We start from the raw sequence: 18,259 nt of genomic DNA on the forward strand, positions 1-18,259 counted from the left end.
CATGAAAATTATTCAGTCATTAAGTAAAATGATAACTCTGGCTTCGTTAACTATATCGACAACAGCATTTGCCAATTTAGAGATCAGCAAAGAGCGGGTATATTTCCCTGTGCAGCTGACAGACTCTCTAGCTACTCAAGCCGAATCGGTGACTATATTCAATAATTATGCAAGTACGGTTGATTTAACCGGCGCAATCGCCATAGCAACAAAACATAATGGTGATGCCATTGACATAGATGATATAAACGCTGAAAACATCACTTATGATGCTAGCAATTGCGATGAATATATTAACGGGACTCCTATGCCAGTTGATGGTCAGTGTTCAATTGTCTTTACTTATGAGCAAATTGATCACAACTTTCAGGCAATATTGCTAGAGATTAGCGATCCAACCTCTGGCACTTTACACCCCATTTTTGTCTCCAACTACGTCGAAGAAACGACTGCCAGTGAGGCAGCTCGGCGCTTATCACCTTTAGTTGAACAGGCAGAAATTTTTACCGCTGCTGATACTGAATTTAACTCACCACTTAGCACTATCTCGGCAGCAGGCGTTTATGTACTGCGCTGGAACGTAGTTACTTATGGCGATGTAAACTCAAAAGTCGTGCTTTACCATTGTGGTTCATCAGCCGACGACAGCTGTGCGGCCAGTGAAGATGGCAGCGAACCTGGCAGTAACTATACCGTTATCGACGCATCAACAGTTGCCGCTGCCCAAAGTTCAACCTTGGCTGATTACAGCTACAGCGGCGAACAAGCCAGCCTGCAACAATTTAGCGCTACTCTCACCCTACCCTCATCGGTTACCAGTGAGGTATTGGCATTACGCTTTTTTCATATTACCCCTGAGGACAGTGATGATGGCTTAACCAATAATATCAGTTCGTCGTTAGCAGGCGCTATCGATTTTATGAGTCAAGGTAATGACGGTTATTACGGCAGTGCCGGCCGCCGTTTAAACGTTAACACGACTCCATAAGGAAGAAACAACCATGAAAAAAATTCAATTACTTCTGCTGTTAAGCATATTAATTTTAACGGCTTGTGGCGGCGAGTCACAACCTGAACAACAAGAGTTACCAGCAGAACAAGAGCCAATTGTAGAGCCGACACAGGAACAGCCAGCACCGGAACAGCCGGCACAGGAAGAGGCATCACCGGAAGAACCAGCGCCTGAAGAACCGGCATCCGAAGTAGCTATTATTGATGACAGTGTTGCCGTGCCAACAAGCCTTAAAATCAGCAGTAAAGCCAGCGATGTTCAACTCAGTTGGGGCTATATTGCAGAGGCCAGCTCTTACAACATTTATTATAGCGAAGCTGGTGATGTTGATGAAAATTCAATGAGTTTTAGCACCCCGAATACTCGATTTAGTCATCAGGGTCTGAATAGCTCAATCCACAATTATAAAATACAAGCGGTTTATGATGAGAAACAAGTAACAAGTGCTTTATCAAACACTTTACATGCCAATCTGGCTAAACCAGTTAAAATACAAGATTAGGGGGATTTATTATGAAAGACAATGATAAGACAATCACAGCGCCGCAAGAAGTTGCCGATACCCGTCGTGATTTCATCGCTAAATTCGGTAAACTTGCAGTGATAACCCCGATAGCGGTAACCGCTTTAATGACACCAAAAACGTCAAAAGCGATGTCATCGGATGGCGCACCAGGGGTGATCTAATTTCACCGCTTGTCATTATATACCCGTTGCCATTCAAAGTGTGGGATTTCAGTGGGAGTTAAAAGCAATTTAGGCAAGGCATTCATTTTAGAGAATGGTTGTTCCATTGTTAAAATTAATAACGCGGCATAAATTGCTTTTAACCCCATCGAAGAAGTGCTTGAGCAAGACCACTACTTCGTTGCAGCTATTTGAAAGGGAATAACCATTACTGCATAACTGCGCCTTGTATTAGTATCGCTCAAGCACTCTGAAACCCGCATCTTGAAAGGTAACGGGTATAGTACAGGTGTTATTGATAAGATATCATTGGCATCTGTTTTATTATTCTTAGACTTCAAAGAGAAGCGCAATGGATATCAAGCGAAATCCCCCTTCTGACCATTTTTAATACCAAACGTCAATCACTAAGCCTTGCTCAAAGCTCGCCTGTTTGCACGAAAATCGTAGCGCAAAGTTCCCCCTAGCCAACTCAATGTTTATGCAGATTGGTGTAACTCTTGTCTGTTAATTCAAAATCGTCTTGGTAAAATTTTCGAATGCTGAAAATTAATAGATATGATCTATACCACAAATAGGATTGAGTGGCTCAATATTAGCATTGAAATGAACTGGGGTCGGTTGACGTAATAGAAGCGGGAGTTTTCTCTCCCGCAAGTATATTGCCTTATGGTTTACTTTATAGAATGGGGTTGGCCGCAAGTAAATGACTGCGCATTATGAACCTGTATTAGCTACAGAATTCAACGATACACTGGGATCAATCAGGCGAATAATAGTTAATGAGGTTGCTGGCAGTTTCCCCACAACCTTACCTTGATTAATCGTGATTAGCCCTTGCTCGGTATTAGTCACTTGCTGAGTTGTAGGATATTCATCTTCAGGATTGCTGCCAGTATAAAGCCAATGCCGCACATCAGCTGTTGGCTGGTAACGGCCTAAATCCAGACTCACCACTTCTTCACTATCATTTTTATTTAACAAGATTATCGACATCTCCGCTGTTTTTGGCTCAAAACTGGCAAAGGCGCGAACAAAGCCATGCTTTGTTTTGATATTGAGGATCTGACTCAAGGTATGATTATTGATTAATTTCAATACCTGACCAACCGGGGTTAACGTGTTGTCATCGTTATTCTCTAGCGAGTTGGCCAGGTTGTGGTAACCACCAAATTTCCCTTCCCAGGAAGTATGAGTGTTCCAATGTACCATATGGCTGATATTTTTATGGCGCAAGGCGCTTAAGGTCATATCGGCAAACACCAAAGACTTCCATAAATCATTGGCAAAATTTCCAACCGGTTGCGTGGTCAAGGGTTTAGGCTCAGGCTCAGGAATATCATGGTGAGTAAAGGTGGCGTTTTTTTGAAAGTTTTTACCGCCCATAGTTAACACACCATTATCATTTACTTTAAGGTAATTTTCCTTATCGTCAAAAGCTTGAAGTTGGAAACTATTCTTTCGGGTAATTAATGCCCAGGCGCTATTTTTTCCTGGCTGCTTAGTGGTTGTATAGCTGACAGAGCCGTCTTTATTTCGCGAAATAAACCCATTATCAGCGTCTATCGCCTGCAAGGTTAACGCATTTTTACCCAAGGTTTTCGCCCCCTTAATGACAAACTGACAGGATGAGCTCTCGGAGCGGTAAAGGTTAGCTTTTAGACTGCCGTCGGCTTGCACACAAAGCAGCTTTTTATTCACCATGGCAGAGATATTGCGCTTTTGCTTTCTTGGGAAGTAGCGCTTTGGTTGATAAGGCTTCAGCTCGAAGATTTCTGCTGCCGCTTCTTTGTCCGCAAGAGTGAACAGGCCGTTATTGGCGTTATAGGTGAGATAATGATTGCCATGCAATTTTGACTGAAGATAAAACTGATGTTTTTTCAATTCCAGTAAGCGCCATTTTGTCCCATCTTCATCGACACTGCCGTCTGTTGTTAACGGTGATACGGCTTTCGTCTGTGCCTTGACATAACTATCGCTATTATTGTTAAGTTTAAGCCCTATCCAGCCATCAGCAAACAGTTCAATATCGATCGCATGACTTTTTTGCACTAACTTTGCGGCTTGTGCACGCTTGGTCAAATGTTTGCCATTATTGCTTAACTGCAAGTAACCTGCGGACTGCTGCTCAGTTTTTAAGGTTTTAAAAAATACCAACCCCTTCGGGTCGCGCTCGGGATAATGGCCACCAGTGGCACCATATTCAGTGACTATGATCGGCACATCCTGGTGATGTTCACTTTTATTGGCATAATGTTGAAATTTATCAATTTTAGGCGTTAACGTGCCGGAATAGTCGCGCCAGTGTTGGTAGGACTCACTCCACTTTTTGCCGTGCAAATACTGATGCGGGGCAATAAAATCGATATATTTCGAAATTTCGGCATCGGCCAGGGCAAATTTTAACCAATTTCTGCGGCCATCTTCGCCAAAACCAATACGAATATTCGGATCTATCGCCTTCATCGCCTTCGCCATCTCAACAAAGTGTTTAAAATAACTGTCTTTGTCTGTATGCGAGGCTACTTCGTTGCCCAATTGCCAATATTTAACCTTATAATCGCGAGTAATGTTGGCATATTTAACCCATTCCTTGGCGTGCGTCTTCAGATCGTCAAACGTCACCACGGTTTCCGGATAATGTTTAGTATCGTAAGACAACATGTTAACCACAATCAAAGGCTCAACGTTAAGCTCATTGATATAACTCATGTATTCATCAAAATCCAGAGCTTGCTTAAAATAGCCAGCATCATCCACCGCCCAGTAATAATCCCCCGGGGGTTGCTTAATGGAAGCCACTCTCGGAGTGAGTCCATTAACACCATCATTAAATGGGGCATCGGTAAACAGGTAATTATCTGCCAGTCGGCCATAAGGAAATCTTAAAATGCTTAATTTCATCTCTTTGGATCTGTCTTTCATCGAAACCGAGCGAGGCATTTTTTTATCTGAGGAAAGTAAAAAATTCATATTTTCCCCGATTGGCGCATTCATTTGAGTTTTTAGTACATCGTCATAATCGATGTTAATGGTTTGTTTCGCATGCGCGCCAGAGAGTATACCGGACAGTAGTAGTGAAGCTGTCGCGATGAATAATTTAGGGGTATATTTAAACATATTGTTGACCATAATTACCATTATCTAGTGGGTTAATGTTAGCAAAAAGCAGCCCAAAATAAGTTATTTGGGCTGCTACAGCCGATTCTCTGCATTAAAGTAGCTGGTTATTAAACACTGCTTTCCCTATAGCCCACGCTTAATATCTGTTTGCCATTGTTGGTAGTATGCGCTCAGCCGTTTAACAATTTCAGGGTGTTTGTTGGCCAAATTTACCGACTCTGCAGGATCGTTATCTAAATTGTATAAAAAGGTGCCAAGTTCAAGCTCGACCATCTCGTATTTTGCATATTTGCCATCGGTAGCAGTTTTAAATTTCCACTTACCTTGGCGAACAGCCGTTTCATGGCCGGTATCCCAAACCAGAGTTTGATGGCCTAACTTGACATTTTCACCGGTAAGTAAGGTGGTAATATCCTGACCATCAACATGTTCCGGTACCTGTGCACCCGCGAGGTTTGCCAAGGTTGGCAGTATATCCATGGTACTCACCATATTGTCAGAAACCACGCCTTGTTGAAACGTTCCCGGCCATGAAATCATCATAGGCACACGTATCCCGCCTTCATACAAGGTATACTTACTGCCGCGCAGCGGGCCATTATTGGCGTAAATCGGGGTAGAGCCGCCATTGTCACTGACAAAAATAATCACGGTATCGTCACCGAGGCCTTGTTCATCGATAGTAGCGAATAATTTACCGATTTCTTTGTCCATGTACTCAAGCTGAGCCAGATAGTGTGCCCTGCCTTCTGGATTATTCGGATAACGGCTGTTTTCATACCAGGTATAATAGTCTTCCGTATCGGGATCCCAGTCGTGGTACCCTTTTAACTTGTTCGCCTTTAAATAATCTTCCGGTAACTGGTGAGTAAAGTTATGCACCGAATTAAAGGCCAGCTGTAAATAGAACTTGTTGTCTTTATTATTTTTCACAAACTCGCGCGCTTTCTCGCCATATATTTCGGTGGAAAACCCGCTACGATTATCGCGCTCAGTGCCATTCCAAAAAGCACCATATTCTAGTAATTGGCCCTTTTTACCACCGCGCTTCTTATAGGCGTTGAATTTCTGCTTTTGTGCTAAGGCGTAAGCATCGTCATGGATCAAAAAATGCTTGCGGCCATTACCACCGTATCCGTAAAAATAATCAAAACCATGATTCAACGGAAAATCCCGCACATCTGGCTTGGAACTTCCATAATGATATTTACCAATATAACCCGAGGTATAACCCTGAGTTTTTATTACTTCCGCTATGGTGGTTAATTTATCAGAAATCGCGGCTTTTTTTCCATACCAATAAGCACCTTGGCGTTGGTTGTAGGTACCGGTGATCAAACCAAGCCTTGACACATTACAAATTGGCGCGGTGACATAAGCCGAGGTAAAACGGGTGCCTTGTTTTGCCAGTCGGTCAATATTGGGTGTCTGCACATCATCGGCAAGACCCGAGGCACCTATGTCAGCATAGCCTTGATCGTCACTAACAATAACGATGATATTGGGCTGGCTTGGCAATTCATTAGCCACAGCGCCGGTGGAGAACAATGCCAGTGCTAGCCAGCTTTTTAATTTTAATAATTTCATCATAGCTTACCCTCTATTGGCTTTCTTCTTTGGCGTTGGCCAGTAATCAAAATTCCAGTCATCAATGCGTGAACGAGTGCGCGATTGCTGCATAATTTTTCGCATTTGTGTTACCCGTTCAGGATTACCAGCCGCTATATTGTGTTGTTCAGCGCCATCAACGGCCAAATTGTACAATTCAATATCAGGGTTAACTTTTTGTTGTTTGGTATAAAGACGTACCGCTTTCCATTGGCCATGATCATCATCTAGTCGTACCGCCTGGCTATGACCGCCACTGTTATTGTGAAACTCCCAATACATGTGTCGATGCTGAGCTTGTTCGCCTGTGGTTAACAAGGTAGGTAACATCGAGATGCCGTCTGTACTTGCTGGTTTATCAACGCCGGCGACGTCAGCCAGCGTTGGCATGATATCCCAAAATGCAGATAGGTGATCGGAGCTGGAATTGGCAACTATTTTACCGGGCCACCAGGCTATGGTCGGCATTTTGATACCGCCTTCATAAAGATCACGTTTATAGCCGCGTAACGGACCGTTGCTGTCGAAAAACTCAAGATCCGCTCCGCCTTCCCACGAAGGTCCATTGTCACTGGTGAAAATAACCAGAGTGTTTTTATCCAGCTTTAACTGTTTCAGCTTAGCTATTACCCGGCCAATACTGCGATCCATATGAGTGATCATCCCAGCGCGAGTCGCTTTCGGTTTGAGTACCGGAATATAATCCTGGCCCCCCCCCAGATTCGGTGTTTCAACAAAGTCAACATAAGGCAGTAATTCTTCTTCCGGTGCTTGCAATGAAGCATGCGGCGCTGCAAAAGCCAAGTACAGGAAAAACGGCTGATGTTGATTATTTTCAATATATTGCAATGCATCATCTGCCAGTCGCTGCTGGGCATAGTCTTCGCGTTGATAGGACAGATAACTTGCCGCGTCGTTCGGGTCGAGATCAGCTGGCAATTTTTGATGAGGATGTAAATACTCGTTGTTTAACGGAAATTTTTCCTCGTTTAACCACAGGTGCGTCGGGTAATGGTTATGCGCTTGTTTTTGGTCAAGATAACCAAAGAAGTGCTCAAAGCCCTGCTTATTTGGCGTGCCTTGCGAACCGGGGCCGCCTAGGCCCCACTTGCCGATCAGCGCGGTATTATATCCGGCACCTTGCATCAAGGTGCCTATGGTTTCAGTGTCTGGACGCAGCGGTAGCTGCCCCCATTCTTCTTCATCAAGGAACGAGCCGAGCGCATAATTACCGCGAATTTGCATATTGCCCGGCTGCTTGCCGGTAACCAAAGCGGCACGCGAGGGGGCACATACCGAACTGCCGGCATAATGCTGGGTCAAGCGCATGCCCTGCTCTGCCAATTGGTCTAAATATGGGGTGTTGATCTTTTGCTGACCAAATGCGCCAATATCACCATAACCCAGATCATCAGCCAGAATGTAAATAACATTGGGGCGCTGGTCATTACGCTGTTCATTAGCCTGAACAGTAGGTTGTGCATCCTCTTGATGCGATTGCGCAGCACGGATTTCCGGTTGATTTTGTTCACTACAGCCAAAACCAACAACACAGCTGAGGACAACCGCAACGGCTTTTGCCAGATTAGTTTTTTGCTTCATCTTCATTAGAATTAACCTCTTTGAATTAATGCTGTAATTGCGAGTGTTGAGCTGAACTTGCGTTAATCAATATCTGCTGCGACTTAAGGCCTTCACCGCTTACCGTAACTTTAATCTTGCCAGCTTTTTCGGTTGCCTGGATCAGCGCTAATACCTTGCCCATAAAGGCTTTACGGGTTGGCACTTTATGCGGTTCCAGATCAAGAATGTCACCATTTTCGACCCCAATAAGCCTTGCCGGGCCATCAACCTTAAAATGCAAACGATCACTGGCATCCGGCACCGGGTTGCCTTGCTCATCGACGACATCAATTTCAAGATGCACCACGTCACGTTTATTGGCGGTGATCTCGATTTTATCTGCAGAGATCGCAACGGAGTCCGCTTTGCCGGCAGTGTTGATGGTTTTACTGACCACGTCCCGGCCATTATTTTTCGCCACGACGGTTAACTCTCCTGCCTGGTATGGCACTAGCCAGACCAACTGCATATCATCGGTCATGTTCTTTTCCCCTAACGATTTACCATTAAGGAACAATTCGGCGGACTGCTGGTTGGTATACACCACTACCGGTATTTCTGTACCTTCTTTGCCAGGGTGAGTCCAGTGCGGGTCTAAATGCACCATAGGCTCACTCGACCATTGACTTTGATAAAGGTAATAAGCGCCTTTCGGGAACCCGGCTAAATCAAGTACGCCAAAGTTGGCGGTACGGGCTGGCCAGCCAAACGATTCGCCAATGTAATCAAACGCGGTCCAGCGGAAAGTGCCCAGTAAATACGGCAGTTCACGCGCCAGTTTTATCTCTTCCCGGATCGGCATGCGCACCAGTGAATTATCAAACGAAGAGCCATAAGCGCCCGGAATACCGGTAAAGACTTCTTCTTCGGTTAAGTCGGCGACAGGATAGACTTTCTTTTTAATCTTCTGCCAAATTTTCTTCGGGCCTACTTTCGAGTTCACCTCCCATGGTGCAGGAAAGTCGCGTACTCGGTAACTGGTTTTGCTGCGATAGATACCGCGGGTATGTATGGTATGCGTCATCTCAGTGCCAATCACCGGGGTGTTGGGGTTTTCTTTATGAAACTTTTGAATTGCCCCTTTGTATTCGCCATGACCGTTGAATCCGGCAATAGACAAATAGCCGCCGGCATAGCCGCGCCCCTGGGTGATAGGTCGGGTAGCATCCAGTTTTTTGGCAAACTCGACCAAGGTTTTTTGTTGCTCTGGGGTGTAATTTGGCACTTCGTTGCCGACACTCCACATGATCACGCTTGGATGGTTACGGTCCCTGCGCATAAAGTCGGTTAAATCTTGTTGCCACCATTGGTCAAAATACAAACCATAATCGTATTCTGCTTTCGGATCCCACCAGCCATCAAATGCCTCGTTCATCACCACAAAGCCCATCTCGTTGGCCATCTGGTAAAACTCCGGTGCAAACGGGTTATGGGTATTTCTCAGGGCGTTAACCCCCATGGCTTTCAAGGTTTGCAAACGTTTACGTAATACATCTTCTGGCACGGCCGCGCCAACCGGACCGGCATCATGGTGCATACTGATGCCTTGTAATATCACGGTCTCACCGTTAAGCAAAAAGCCCTTGTCGACGGTAAAATCTATGGTGCGCAGCCCGGTGGTGGTATCTAAACGGTCCACTTCGATCCCGTTTTTCAGCACTTTCGTGCGTGTAGTGTACAAGTTGGGGTTATCAATAGACCAAAGCGCAGGCTTGTTAAGATTAAGTTGCTGGTCAACGGTATGGGTTTGTTGTGCCATAACCTGTACCGGGGTTGTAGTCATGGCAACCACCTTGCCTTCGGCATCGATGATTTCAGTTTGCAACTGCAAATTTTGCTCAACGCCCTGAGTATTTTTAATTTCAGTGCTGATCTTAACATCGGCCTGTTGTTCACTGACATTTTCGCTACGCACAAATACACCGCTATAAGGAATGTGTTGTTCGCTCACTGTGGTCAGCCAGACATGGCGATAAATGCCAGAGCCGGTATACCAGCGGCCGCTCGGCGCCTTGCTATTATCAACGCGTACGGCAATAACATTGTTACCCGCTTGTAAGTGTTCGGTGATGTCATAGCTAAAGCTGATATAACCATACGGACGCTTGCCTAACGCCTGGCCGTTCACCCAAACTTCGCTGTTCATGTACACGCCATCAAACTCAAGTATCACCCGCTTGTCAGCCCAGCTATCGTCCCAGGCAAGGTGCTTTCGATACCAGCCGGTGCCGGTTGGCAAAAAGCCACCACGAATACCCGCCGGATGCTCTTGCTTGTATTCGCCTTCTATACTCCAGTCGTGCGGTAAATCCAGGGTGCGCCATTGCTGGTCCTGATAGTTTGCCTGTTTCGCGGCCGGCTCATCGCCTAAATAAAATTGCCAGTTAAAATCGAGATTTATCCGTGTTCGAGAGCTTTGCTCTTGAGCGGTTAATTTAGTACTGAACACTGTCAATATCGACAGTAAGGTCAATAGGGCGACCAGCTGGGCTTTGGCGGCTAACCGCCATTTTGTTTTAGTTACATTCATGCTTTAATATCCAGAGCAATATGGGAAATTTAGGGTAATTATTTGGGTAAAGCTTGTTTGCTTAATTCATTAATATTCTGATCAGGGCCAAACGGGCGCAGATAAAATTGCTGACGATAAAATTGCCATGGCAAACGATGTTCAGCCTTCGTCAGTCCTTTTTCATTCCAGCTATTATCGCCACCAACGCCGATTTGTCGCTTATCAATATTTAAGGTGATGAAGTCTGCCGGTCGAATATCGCGACCATGCTTGTTTTTGTTGGGTTGAAAATACAAGTCACGGTTGGCCAGTTGCAGGGCACTGCCACTAAAGGTAGGCTCGCCCTTAATCAGCAAGCCATAGCCCGCTTCATTGCTCAGACTCATCCAGCGAACGTCCTGCTTATTGCCGGTTTCCTGTGGTCTTGCATAAGGGTGATATTGACTCCAAACGCTTGCGCCATAGTGGCCGATTGGGGCGGACAAATACCGATCAGCATAACTTTCATGCGGACCACGGCCAAACCATTGCAGCTGGTCAAATTCTTGCGGTAAGGTCATGCTCATGCCAAAACGTAACAAGTCACGACCGTTCTCTTGTATCGGCCGCAAAGTCGAGGTCAGCTGAATATCGCCACTGCCAAAGACACGGTAATGGGTTTGGTAACTAAAGCGGTTACCGTTGTTGCGCGACACCCAAATATCAACGGTTTTGCTATCGTTTTGCTCAACCTTGATGGTCGCGGTTTTATCGAATTTTGCCGGTGCATTTTTCCATTGCTTGGAAGTAATATGCAATTTACCGCCAATATCGTTATCGGTTAGTGGTCGCCAAAAATTAGCTTCCAGCGGGCTGCGGATCATTTGCACCTGGTCGTAGGTTAATGACGATAGCATGCCGCTATTTTTATCCAGGATTAACTGAAAACGTGCAGCGCTAACTTTGATTTCATCCTGGCCTTCCAACAGTTGCACGTCTTCCATGGCCTGAATGTCGAGTACCGCTTTGTCACTATGCCACGGCAAGTTAAATTGTTGCCAGGCAACCAAGTGCTGCTCAGGTAGTAACGGGTTCGCCAAATGGTTCGCATGGGCTTGCACCATTAAGAAATATTCCGAACCGGCGTTAATATTGATCTTAGGCAGATCTAACTTAACCTTGACCTTGCCACCGGCCCCGATCGCAGCAACAGCAAATTTACCTTCGGCGATGTCCAGTCCGTCTTCGCTCAATTGCCAGCTAAAGTCCAGATCTGTGCTGTCGTTAAAGTCGCGCAGATTGCGAATTGAAATTTCATTATTCATCAAATCAACGGCGCTGATAGCCAGCGGTTGAAACACTTTCTTCATTTCCCAGGCGTGTGGGTTCGGCGTGCGATCTGCCTGCAAAATGCCATTGGCTAAAAAGTTGCCGCGCAGCGGTTTCTTCGGCGGCGTGCTGCCATCAACTTGCTGCGGGCCAAAATCACCACCATAGGCAAAGAAATGGCTGCCGTCGCTGCGTTGCTGTAATAAGCCCTGATCGAGCCAGTCCCAGATAAAGCCGCCCTGCGCCATCGGGTACTTATTAATCACGTCCCAGTGTTGTTGAAATCCTCCCAGGCTATTGCCCATAGCATGGGCGTATTCGGAATGGATCAGTGGCTTTTGTGGATCTCCTCGTAAATATTGCTCAGTTTCTTCTGGTGAACGATAAAAAGGCACATAAATGTCGGTATAGTCCACCAGGCCCGCGGCTTGATATTGCACTGGACGAGTAGGATCTCGTTGTTTGGTCCAGTCATACATGTCTTTGAATGCCTGGCCGCCACTGGCTTCGTTGCCTAATGACCAGATGATGATCGACGGATGGTTTTTATCCCGTTCGACCATGGCCTGCATGCGGGTCATATGGGCCTTGTTCCATTCAGGCAAACTACCTAACGCCACTCGCTTGTTCATATAACCATGCGATTCAATATTGGCTTCATCCACCAGATATAAGCCATATTGATCGGCCAACTTGTACCAATAAGGATCATTGGGGTAATGGGATGTACGAACCGCATTGACATTAAACTGCTTTAATAGCGCGATGTCCTGCTCCATCGATTCTTTGCTGATCACCCGCCCGGTATTCATGTCGTGTTCATGACGATTAACACCGCGCAGAGTTACCGCCTTACCGTTAACCAGTAATTGCTCGGCTTTGAGTTCAACCGTGCGAAAACCTAAGTGATCGTTAATGCTTGCCAGTTGGTTTTGTTGATTATCATATAGTTCGATTGTTAACTGGTACAAGTGTGGCGATTCCGCCGACCAGGGCAACACCCCAGTAATGTTTTCATCAATGCTCAGCTGGCTATTTTGCTCAGTTGCAGCAAAGTCGATATCACGTCGGTACTGAGCTAAAGCGACGTTATCTTTGCCCAGACTAACCACCAGTTCACCTTGAAATGACTGGGATAAATGGTTGCTCAGGTCAACATCGAGTTGTAACCGGCCATTTTGATAATTATCTTCCAGGCCAGCGCGAACAAAGTAATCGCGCACTCGCACTTTCGGTGTTGCATAAAGGGTGACATCACGGCTAATGCCGGTTAAACGCCAGGCATCAACATCTTCTAAATAGCTGCCATCACTGAAACGATAGACTTCAACCGAGATGTTATTACTGCCGGGCTTGAGAAAAGCAGTAAGATCGAATTCCGCTGGCGTTTTTGAGCCTTGGCTGTAACCGACCTTTTCGCCATTTACCCATAAATAAAACGCACTTTCCACCGCGCCAAAATTGACGAACACTTGCTGGTTTCGCCACTGCTTCGGCACCATAAAATTTCGACGATAAGAGCCAACATGATTATCTTGGCTGGGCACATTTGGTTGTTGCATTTTGAACACGTAGCCACTGTTTACGTAGTACGGACGGCCATAACCATTTAGTTCCCAGTTTGCCGGCACCGATAACTCCTGCCACTGACTAACATCAAAATTGTTTTGCCAAAAGTTTTTTGGACGCAGCTCTGGGTTTTCAGACCAATGAAACTTCCAGTTACCGTTGAGTGATAAATGCTGCTTTGAATGCTCATGGGCTACATAAGGGGTCACATTCGCATGTGGCTGTTCACGATTAAGCTGTTGAATATCAGGCCTATTCCACTCAGAAATAGTTTGCTGTGGCTCTGCTGCTGCCACCAAACTAGAGACAAACATTAGTGTCGCGTACAGGGAAAAGAAAGTGCTTAGTTTTTTCATCATAAATCCAATTTTGTTCGGTTTTGCTCAATCGCTTTATTCGGGCCGTCACTGCTGGAGTTTGCTTTTGCCCATTGTTGGTAAAACCCCTTTAATTGCGCCATGATTTCTGGCTGCTCGGCCGACAGATTGATGGTTTCAGCAGGATCATTATCAACATCAAAAAGAAATTCATCCTCTGCCGGTTTAATAGGAAGTTCACCCGCAGCTAAATCGTCAATCATTGCCGTGTATTTCCAGTTATCGCGGCGTACCACGATTTCATCACCAGCATCAACAATCATTAGCCGCTCGGCCAGGTTGAAATAGCGGGTTGATTTTTTCATCATAAGCCTGCTTTCAGACGGTTGGCTTTTGTGATTTTACTGAGTTTTTTCGGCTCGACATTTGCCTTAGCCCATCGCTGGTATTGGGCTTTTAATTGCGCGACGACTTTTGGATAGTTGGCAATAATGTTATTGCTTTCACCTGGATCGGCATCCAAATCATAAAGATATTCGCCGAGTTCAAGATCAACCATTTGTTTCACCGCATAATAGTCATCAAACGCGGCTCTGTACTTCCACTTACCACTGCGCACCGCAATTTCGTGACCGCTATCCCAGATCAATGTTCGTGCCGCCAAGTTATTATCAACTGCTGTGTCTGACGTACTTGCTATCAATGGCGTAATATCCTGGCCATCGAGAAAGTCAGGAATTTCAATTCCTGCTGCCGATAACACCGTCGGATAGATATCCATGGCGCTGACGACATCCGTGACTACCTGTCCCTGTTGATAACCCTTGCCACCATAAATAATCATGGGGATACGAATACCACCTTCATACAAGGTATACTTACTGCCGCGTAATGGACCATTATTGGCATAGATAGGGGTAGATCCACCATTGTCGCCAACGTAAACCACTATGGTATTATCCATCAGCCCTTGTTGCTCAAGCTGAGCCAGTAATTTGCCAATCTCCACATCGAGAAAATGCAGCTGCCCTAAATAATGGGCTCTGCCCTCGGGATTATTTGGATAGCGCCCGCCAACATACCAGTCTCGGAAGTTTTCGGTGGCCGGATCCCAGTCGTGATAACCTTTTAGCCCCTGCTGTTTAAGGTAAGCGGCTGGCAATTGATGAGTAAAATTGTGGATCGCATTAAAAGATACCTGTAAAAAAAACGGCTTAGTTTTATTTTCAACAATGAACTGGTTGGCATGTTGACCAATCAATTCGGTGGAAAAGCCCTGTTGATCCACTTTACTGTCATTGAGCCACACCGGCCCCATCTCTAAGCCTTCACCCTTCTTGTTATGGGCTTTACGGCTTTGCTGGAACGCATTTTCCGCCGCTTGGTTGTGGATCAGGTAATGTTTACGTCCGCCGGAAAAACCATAGAAACTATCAAAGCCATGATCGGTAGGGAAATTACGAGATCCTGGTTGGTGGCTGGTGCCAAAATGAAATTTGCCGACATAACCGGTAGCGTAGCTTTGCGCTTTTAACGTTTCAGCCAGAGTTTGCTCGGTTGCTTGTTCAAGCCCGTTGCCACCATACCAATAACCACCAAATCGCTGGGTATATCGGCCGGTGATTAAACCCGCCCGCGAAGTATTGCAAATTGGTGATGTCGCATAAGCCTGAGTAAAGCGGATGCCATTGTTGGCCAGTTTATCCAAATTCGGAGTATTAACGTCGCTATTAAAGCCAGTACTGCCCAAATCGCCATAACCATGATCATCACCAACTATCAACAGGATATTCGGTTTGCTCTGCTCACCAGCAGAACGTTCTTCCTGCTGAAACACTTGTTTACTGCTTGCAGCAGAACAAGCACTGAACATCAGAAAAATGGTTAAAGTGCTAAAAGATAAGAGCGATTTTTTAAACATGAATGATTTACCTAAATTAACTAGCGTTATGATTTAATGAGTTGCTCGCTTACCACCTGCAGTTCAGCCTAAGTTAGGTGGCAAGCGAGTGAAAATGAAATACCAAAGGGGGTTGGGACCCTTTGGCTAAACCGATGACTCGGTTTAGAACTTGGTTGTAAAACCTAAGTAAACCCGTCGGCCAGACGTTTCACATTAACCATTTCTTCAACAAGAGCTAACGATGCCAAACTACTACTTAATACAGCATCAACAGATAAAGCCAATTTATTCTTTCTCATCATTTCCCCACTTCGATTTATCAGTATTCGTTATTTTATTATTCTTGCTCAGACAATAACTGCTACCAACTTAGGCAAACGTTACCACAGCAACTTTAAATTAACAATAAATAAAAACAATTCAAACAAAGTGAAAGATCAACAAACACAAGAAATACGACTAAACAACAGCGCAACAAACTGTTTTAAAAGGGATTATATAAAAATGTGAAATTTTGCAAATTAGGGAAACACCAAGGGAAAACGATCACCCCAAATGTAATTATTTCAACTTAAAAGGCTCATGACTGTTCTTATCGCTTGCTCTGTTAATTACGTTTGCATAGCTACAAATACCAGGGTATGCCACATAGCAGTTATTATATTTTCAGCTACTAACAACGACTTTGCGTCTAAACTGGCCATAATAAAGACTTTCTCAGGCTGATTTGTACCACAAGCAGCGATGCGATATTAGAAAAAATACTTCGTCATGTCGGAGGAGCACTAGCGACATCCGGTACCTCCTCCAGTAATAGTGTGCTTATAAAAAAGTTTGATTTTATTTATTTGTAGAACCACAGCTTACGTCAGGAGGTCCCGTGTCTCGTTTAGGCTCGCACAGGATGACGTCGCGCTTTTCGTAGAAAGTGTACGACTCTTAATCGCTCATCAGAGCCGTTGGTTCCCTCTATATTTAGAGGTAAAATAAATACAACAAACTAGGTACAGCATTACCACTCTACGAGATTATTATCTAAATTAATTTGATGTTGCTCATATGCAGCTTCAATACTTCCGCAATGTTCTAAGATAAGTTTTTCTACATGACATGAAGCTTTATGCTGATGAAACTTAATATATGTTTGTATCCAAGCTTTAAGTAAATACGGGGGAATATTTTCCATGTTTGACCACTCTTGCTTTTATTTTCTTTTAAATATAGATTAGAATTAAGTTTTTGTACAAATATTCAAAATATCAAATAGAGTGATGAATTAAATGCAAAATTTTAGTGATGGCGACAGGCTGATTTGAGCGAGCAGCAGACATTGAGCTGCCGTAAATACCTACTTTACAAATTCAAAAATTGCTAAGGGATAGCATGAAAAAAAATCTAGCCATCTTAACCGTCTTTCTTTTCTCTTTTGCTTTTCTTTCAGTGGTTGTTGGAATCATTGAAATAGGATTAATGGTGTTAGATACAGAAATAATAGCCAATAGCGACCCCAAAGTAATGGCTGGCTTAATTGCTGAAGAATTGGTATCCGCCGCTATAGTTTTGATTATTAGCCCATTTACCTCGGCGATAGGATTGATAATATTGTTATTCAACAAATATAGGGCTCGTTGGTATTTTTGGACTTGCCTTATATTCACTTTGCCTTATGTTTTCTTTTTTCCTATTGGCACTATAGTTTTCTCTATTACTTGGTTTTATTTACTGTATAAAAAACGAGAGTTTAATAATAACCACCCTGTCAATGTTGCAACATAGATACGGGCTAAATATCAATAACTGCTTGTGGCACAATTTGCACGGTAGCAGGATTTAACGTAATGTAATCAAAAGCTCACAGGCCGCTGCGAGCGATAACCAGACCCTCACTAACCATTATTATATAAACCTATCTAAGATATTATGCTAACCCGTGAAGAAAGAAGTCGTAGAATAAAAAGAAATGCCGCAATCAAGAAAGTTGCTTTAGCTGCTTGCGGAGTATTGTTGCTTTTCTGGGTTATGTTGAGCCTGTCTATTCAGCGTGATGATTCGGTTGTTTTGAATGAGAGCTGGCATGAATGTATTCCAAATCAATGTAGCTACAAAATTACTATCAATAACACATCAAGGATAAGTAAGACCGCTTACGTTCGTATAAAGGCTTATTTTCAAAAATCGCATCCTGACGGTGGTGATACTTTTCATATCGTGAATACAGAACGTATGGAGGTTTACCTAGAACAAAGTGAACAGCGAGTTTTAGAGGGAGTAATAAAAGTGCCCTTAGAAGCTCACTTTTTAAAATTTAGTGTTGGTGATGTTAACAGTGATTAGCATATTGATTTGACTGTAACCATTTGAAAAGGTTAAGGTCTGGTTGGAGCGAACAACGGACATAAGTAATCTAAGGATTAAAATTAATATGAACGCAAGGAAAGTATTGTTATGGGCGTTCTTTATTGGGTTGCTTATCGTTTGGGTACTACCTTTTTTGATTGGAAAAGCTGCCGCATTTCTTTTGCCTGTTTGGTTGGTACTTTTCTGTAAACTTGCAGCCAACTCTCTATGCCCCTCATGCGGGAAGCCAATACCTAAAA

13 protein-coding genes are annotated in these 18,259 nt (G+C 44.3%); 5 read left to right on the forward strand and 8 right to left on the reverse strand.

Translation table 11 applies throughout. The annotated features are described in order from the left end of the window. Window position 1: 1 nt before the first annotated feature. The 3 genes from RI844_RS11620 to RI844_RS11630 are packed head-to-tail and all read left to right on the forward strand — an operon-like array spanning window position 2 to window position 1,699. Entirely contained in the window at window positions 2–988 is a 987-nt protein-coding gene (locus RI844_RS11620) for a hypothetical protein (protein WP_348394833.1), read from the forward strand. Window positions 989–1,001: 13 nt separating this feature from the next. Then, window positions 1,002–1,514 (forward strand): hypothetical protein, encoded by a 513-nt coding sequence (locus tag RI844_RS11625; RefSeq protein WP_348394834.1) that lies wholly within the window; start codon window positions 1,002–1,004, stop codon window positions 1,512–1,514. A gap of 11 nt (window positions 1,515–1,525) precedes the next feature. Then, complete coding sequence (locus RI844_RS11630) at window positions 1,526–1,699, forward strand: hypothetical protein (protein ID WP_348394835.1); 174 nt, start codon at window positions 1,526–1,528, stop codon at window positions 1,697–1,699. A 717-nt stretch (window positions 1,700–2,416) separates the two neighbouring features. Here RI844_RS11630 and RI844_RS11635 read toward each other — a convergent pair. The 8 genes from RI844_RS11635 to RI844_RS11670 form a co-directional block, all read right to left on the reverse strand. Then, complete coding sequence (locus tag RI844_RS11635) at window positions 2,417–4,819, reverse strand: hypothetical protein (RefSeq protein ID WP_348394836.1); 2,403 nt, start codon at window positions 4,817–4,819, stop codon at window positions 2,417–2,419. Between the two features lie 126 nt (window positions 4,820–4,945). Then, a complete protein-coding gene (locus tag RI844_RS11640; protein WP_348394837.1) occupies window positions 4,946–6,412 on the reverse strand; it encodes a sulfatase family protein in 1,467 nt (488 codons plus the stop codon). A gap of 3 nt (window positions 6,413–6,415) precedes the next feature. After that, the gene (locus RI844_RS11645; RefSeq protein WP_348394838.1) at window positions 6,416–8,038 is read right to left on the reverse strand and encodes an arylsulfatase; all 1,623 of its coding nucleotides are present in this window, start codon (window positions 8,036–8,038) and stop codon (window positions 6,416–6,418) included. Between the two features lie 19 nt (window positions 8,039–8,057). Continuing rightward, entirely contained in the window at window positions 8,058–10,502 is a 2,445-nt protein-coding gene (locus tag RI844_RS11650) for a sugar-binding domain-containing protein (protein WP_348394839.1), read from the reverse strand. 119 nt (window positions 10,503–10,621) lie between these two features. Continuing rightward, window positions 10,622–13,798, reverse strand: a complete 3,177-nt coding sequence (locus RI844_RS11655) for a glycoside hydrolase family 2 TIM barrel-domain containing protein (RefSeq protein ID WP_348394840.1) — start codon at window positions 13,796–13,798, stop codon at window positions 10,622–10,624. Beyond that, the gene (locus RI844_RS11660; protein WP_348394841.1) at window positions 13,798–14,127 is read right to left on the reverse strand and encodes a hypothetical protein; all 330 of its coding nucleotides are present in this window, start codon (window positions 14,125–14,127) and stop codon (window positions 13,798–13,800) included. The genes RI844_RS11655 and RI844_RS11660 overlap by 1 nt, the downstream gene beginning before the upstream one ends. Further along, window positions 14,124–15,632: a sulfatase family protein gene (locus tag RI844_RS11665; RefSeq protein WP_348394842.1), complete on the reverse strand. Its 1,509-nt coding sequence runs from the start codon at window positions 15,630–15,632 to the stop codon at window positions 14,124–14,126. Before RI844_RS11665 ends, RI844_RS11660 begins: the two co-directional genes overlap by 4 nt. Window positions 15,633–16,674: 1,042 nt before the next feature. Beyond that, a complete protein-coding gene (locus tag RI844_RS11670; RefSeq protein WP_348394843.1) occupies window positions 16,675–16,848 on the reverse strand; it encodes a hypothetical protein in 174 nt (57 codons plus the stop codon). A 197-nt stretch (window positions 16,849–17,045) separates the two neighbouring features. On the opposite strand from RI844_RS11670, the gene RI844_RS11675 reads away from it, so the two are divergent. Both RI844_RS11675 and RI844_RS11680 read left to right on the forward strand, forming a co-directional pair. Beyond that, entirely contained in the window at window positions 17,046–17,438 is a 393-nt protein-coding gene (locus tag RI844_RS11675; protein ID WP_348394844.1) for a hypothetical protein, read from the forward strand. Between the two features lie 144 nt (window positions 17,439–17,582). After that, window positions 17,583–17,996 carry a hypothetical protein gene (locus RI844_RS11680; RefSeq protein ID WP_348394845.1) on the forward strand — a complete coding sequence of 138 codons (414 nt, stop codon included), beginning with the start codon at window positions 17,583–17,585 and terminating at the stop codon, window positions 17,994–17,996. Window positions 17,997–18,259: the final 263 nt, after the last annotated feature.

Origin of the sequence: Thalassotalea fonticola (assembly GCF_032911225.1) — a bacterium.
Classification (GTDB): Bacteria; Pseudomonadota; Gammaproteobacteria; order Enterobacterales; family Alteromonadaceae; genus Thalassotalea_A; species Thalassotalea_A fonticola.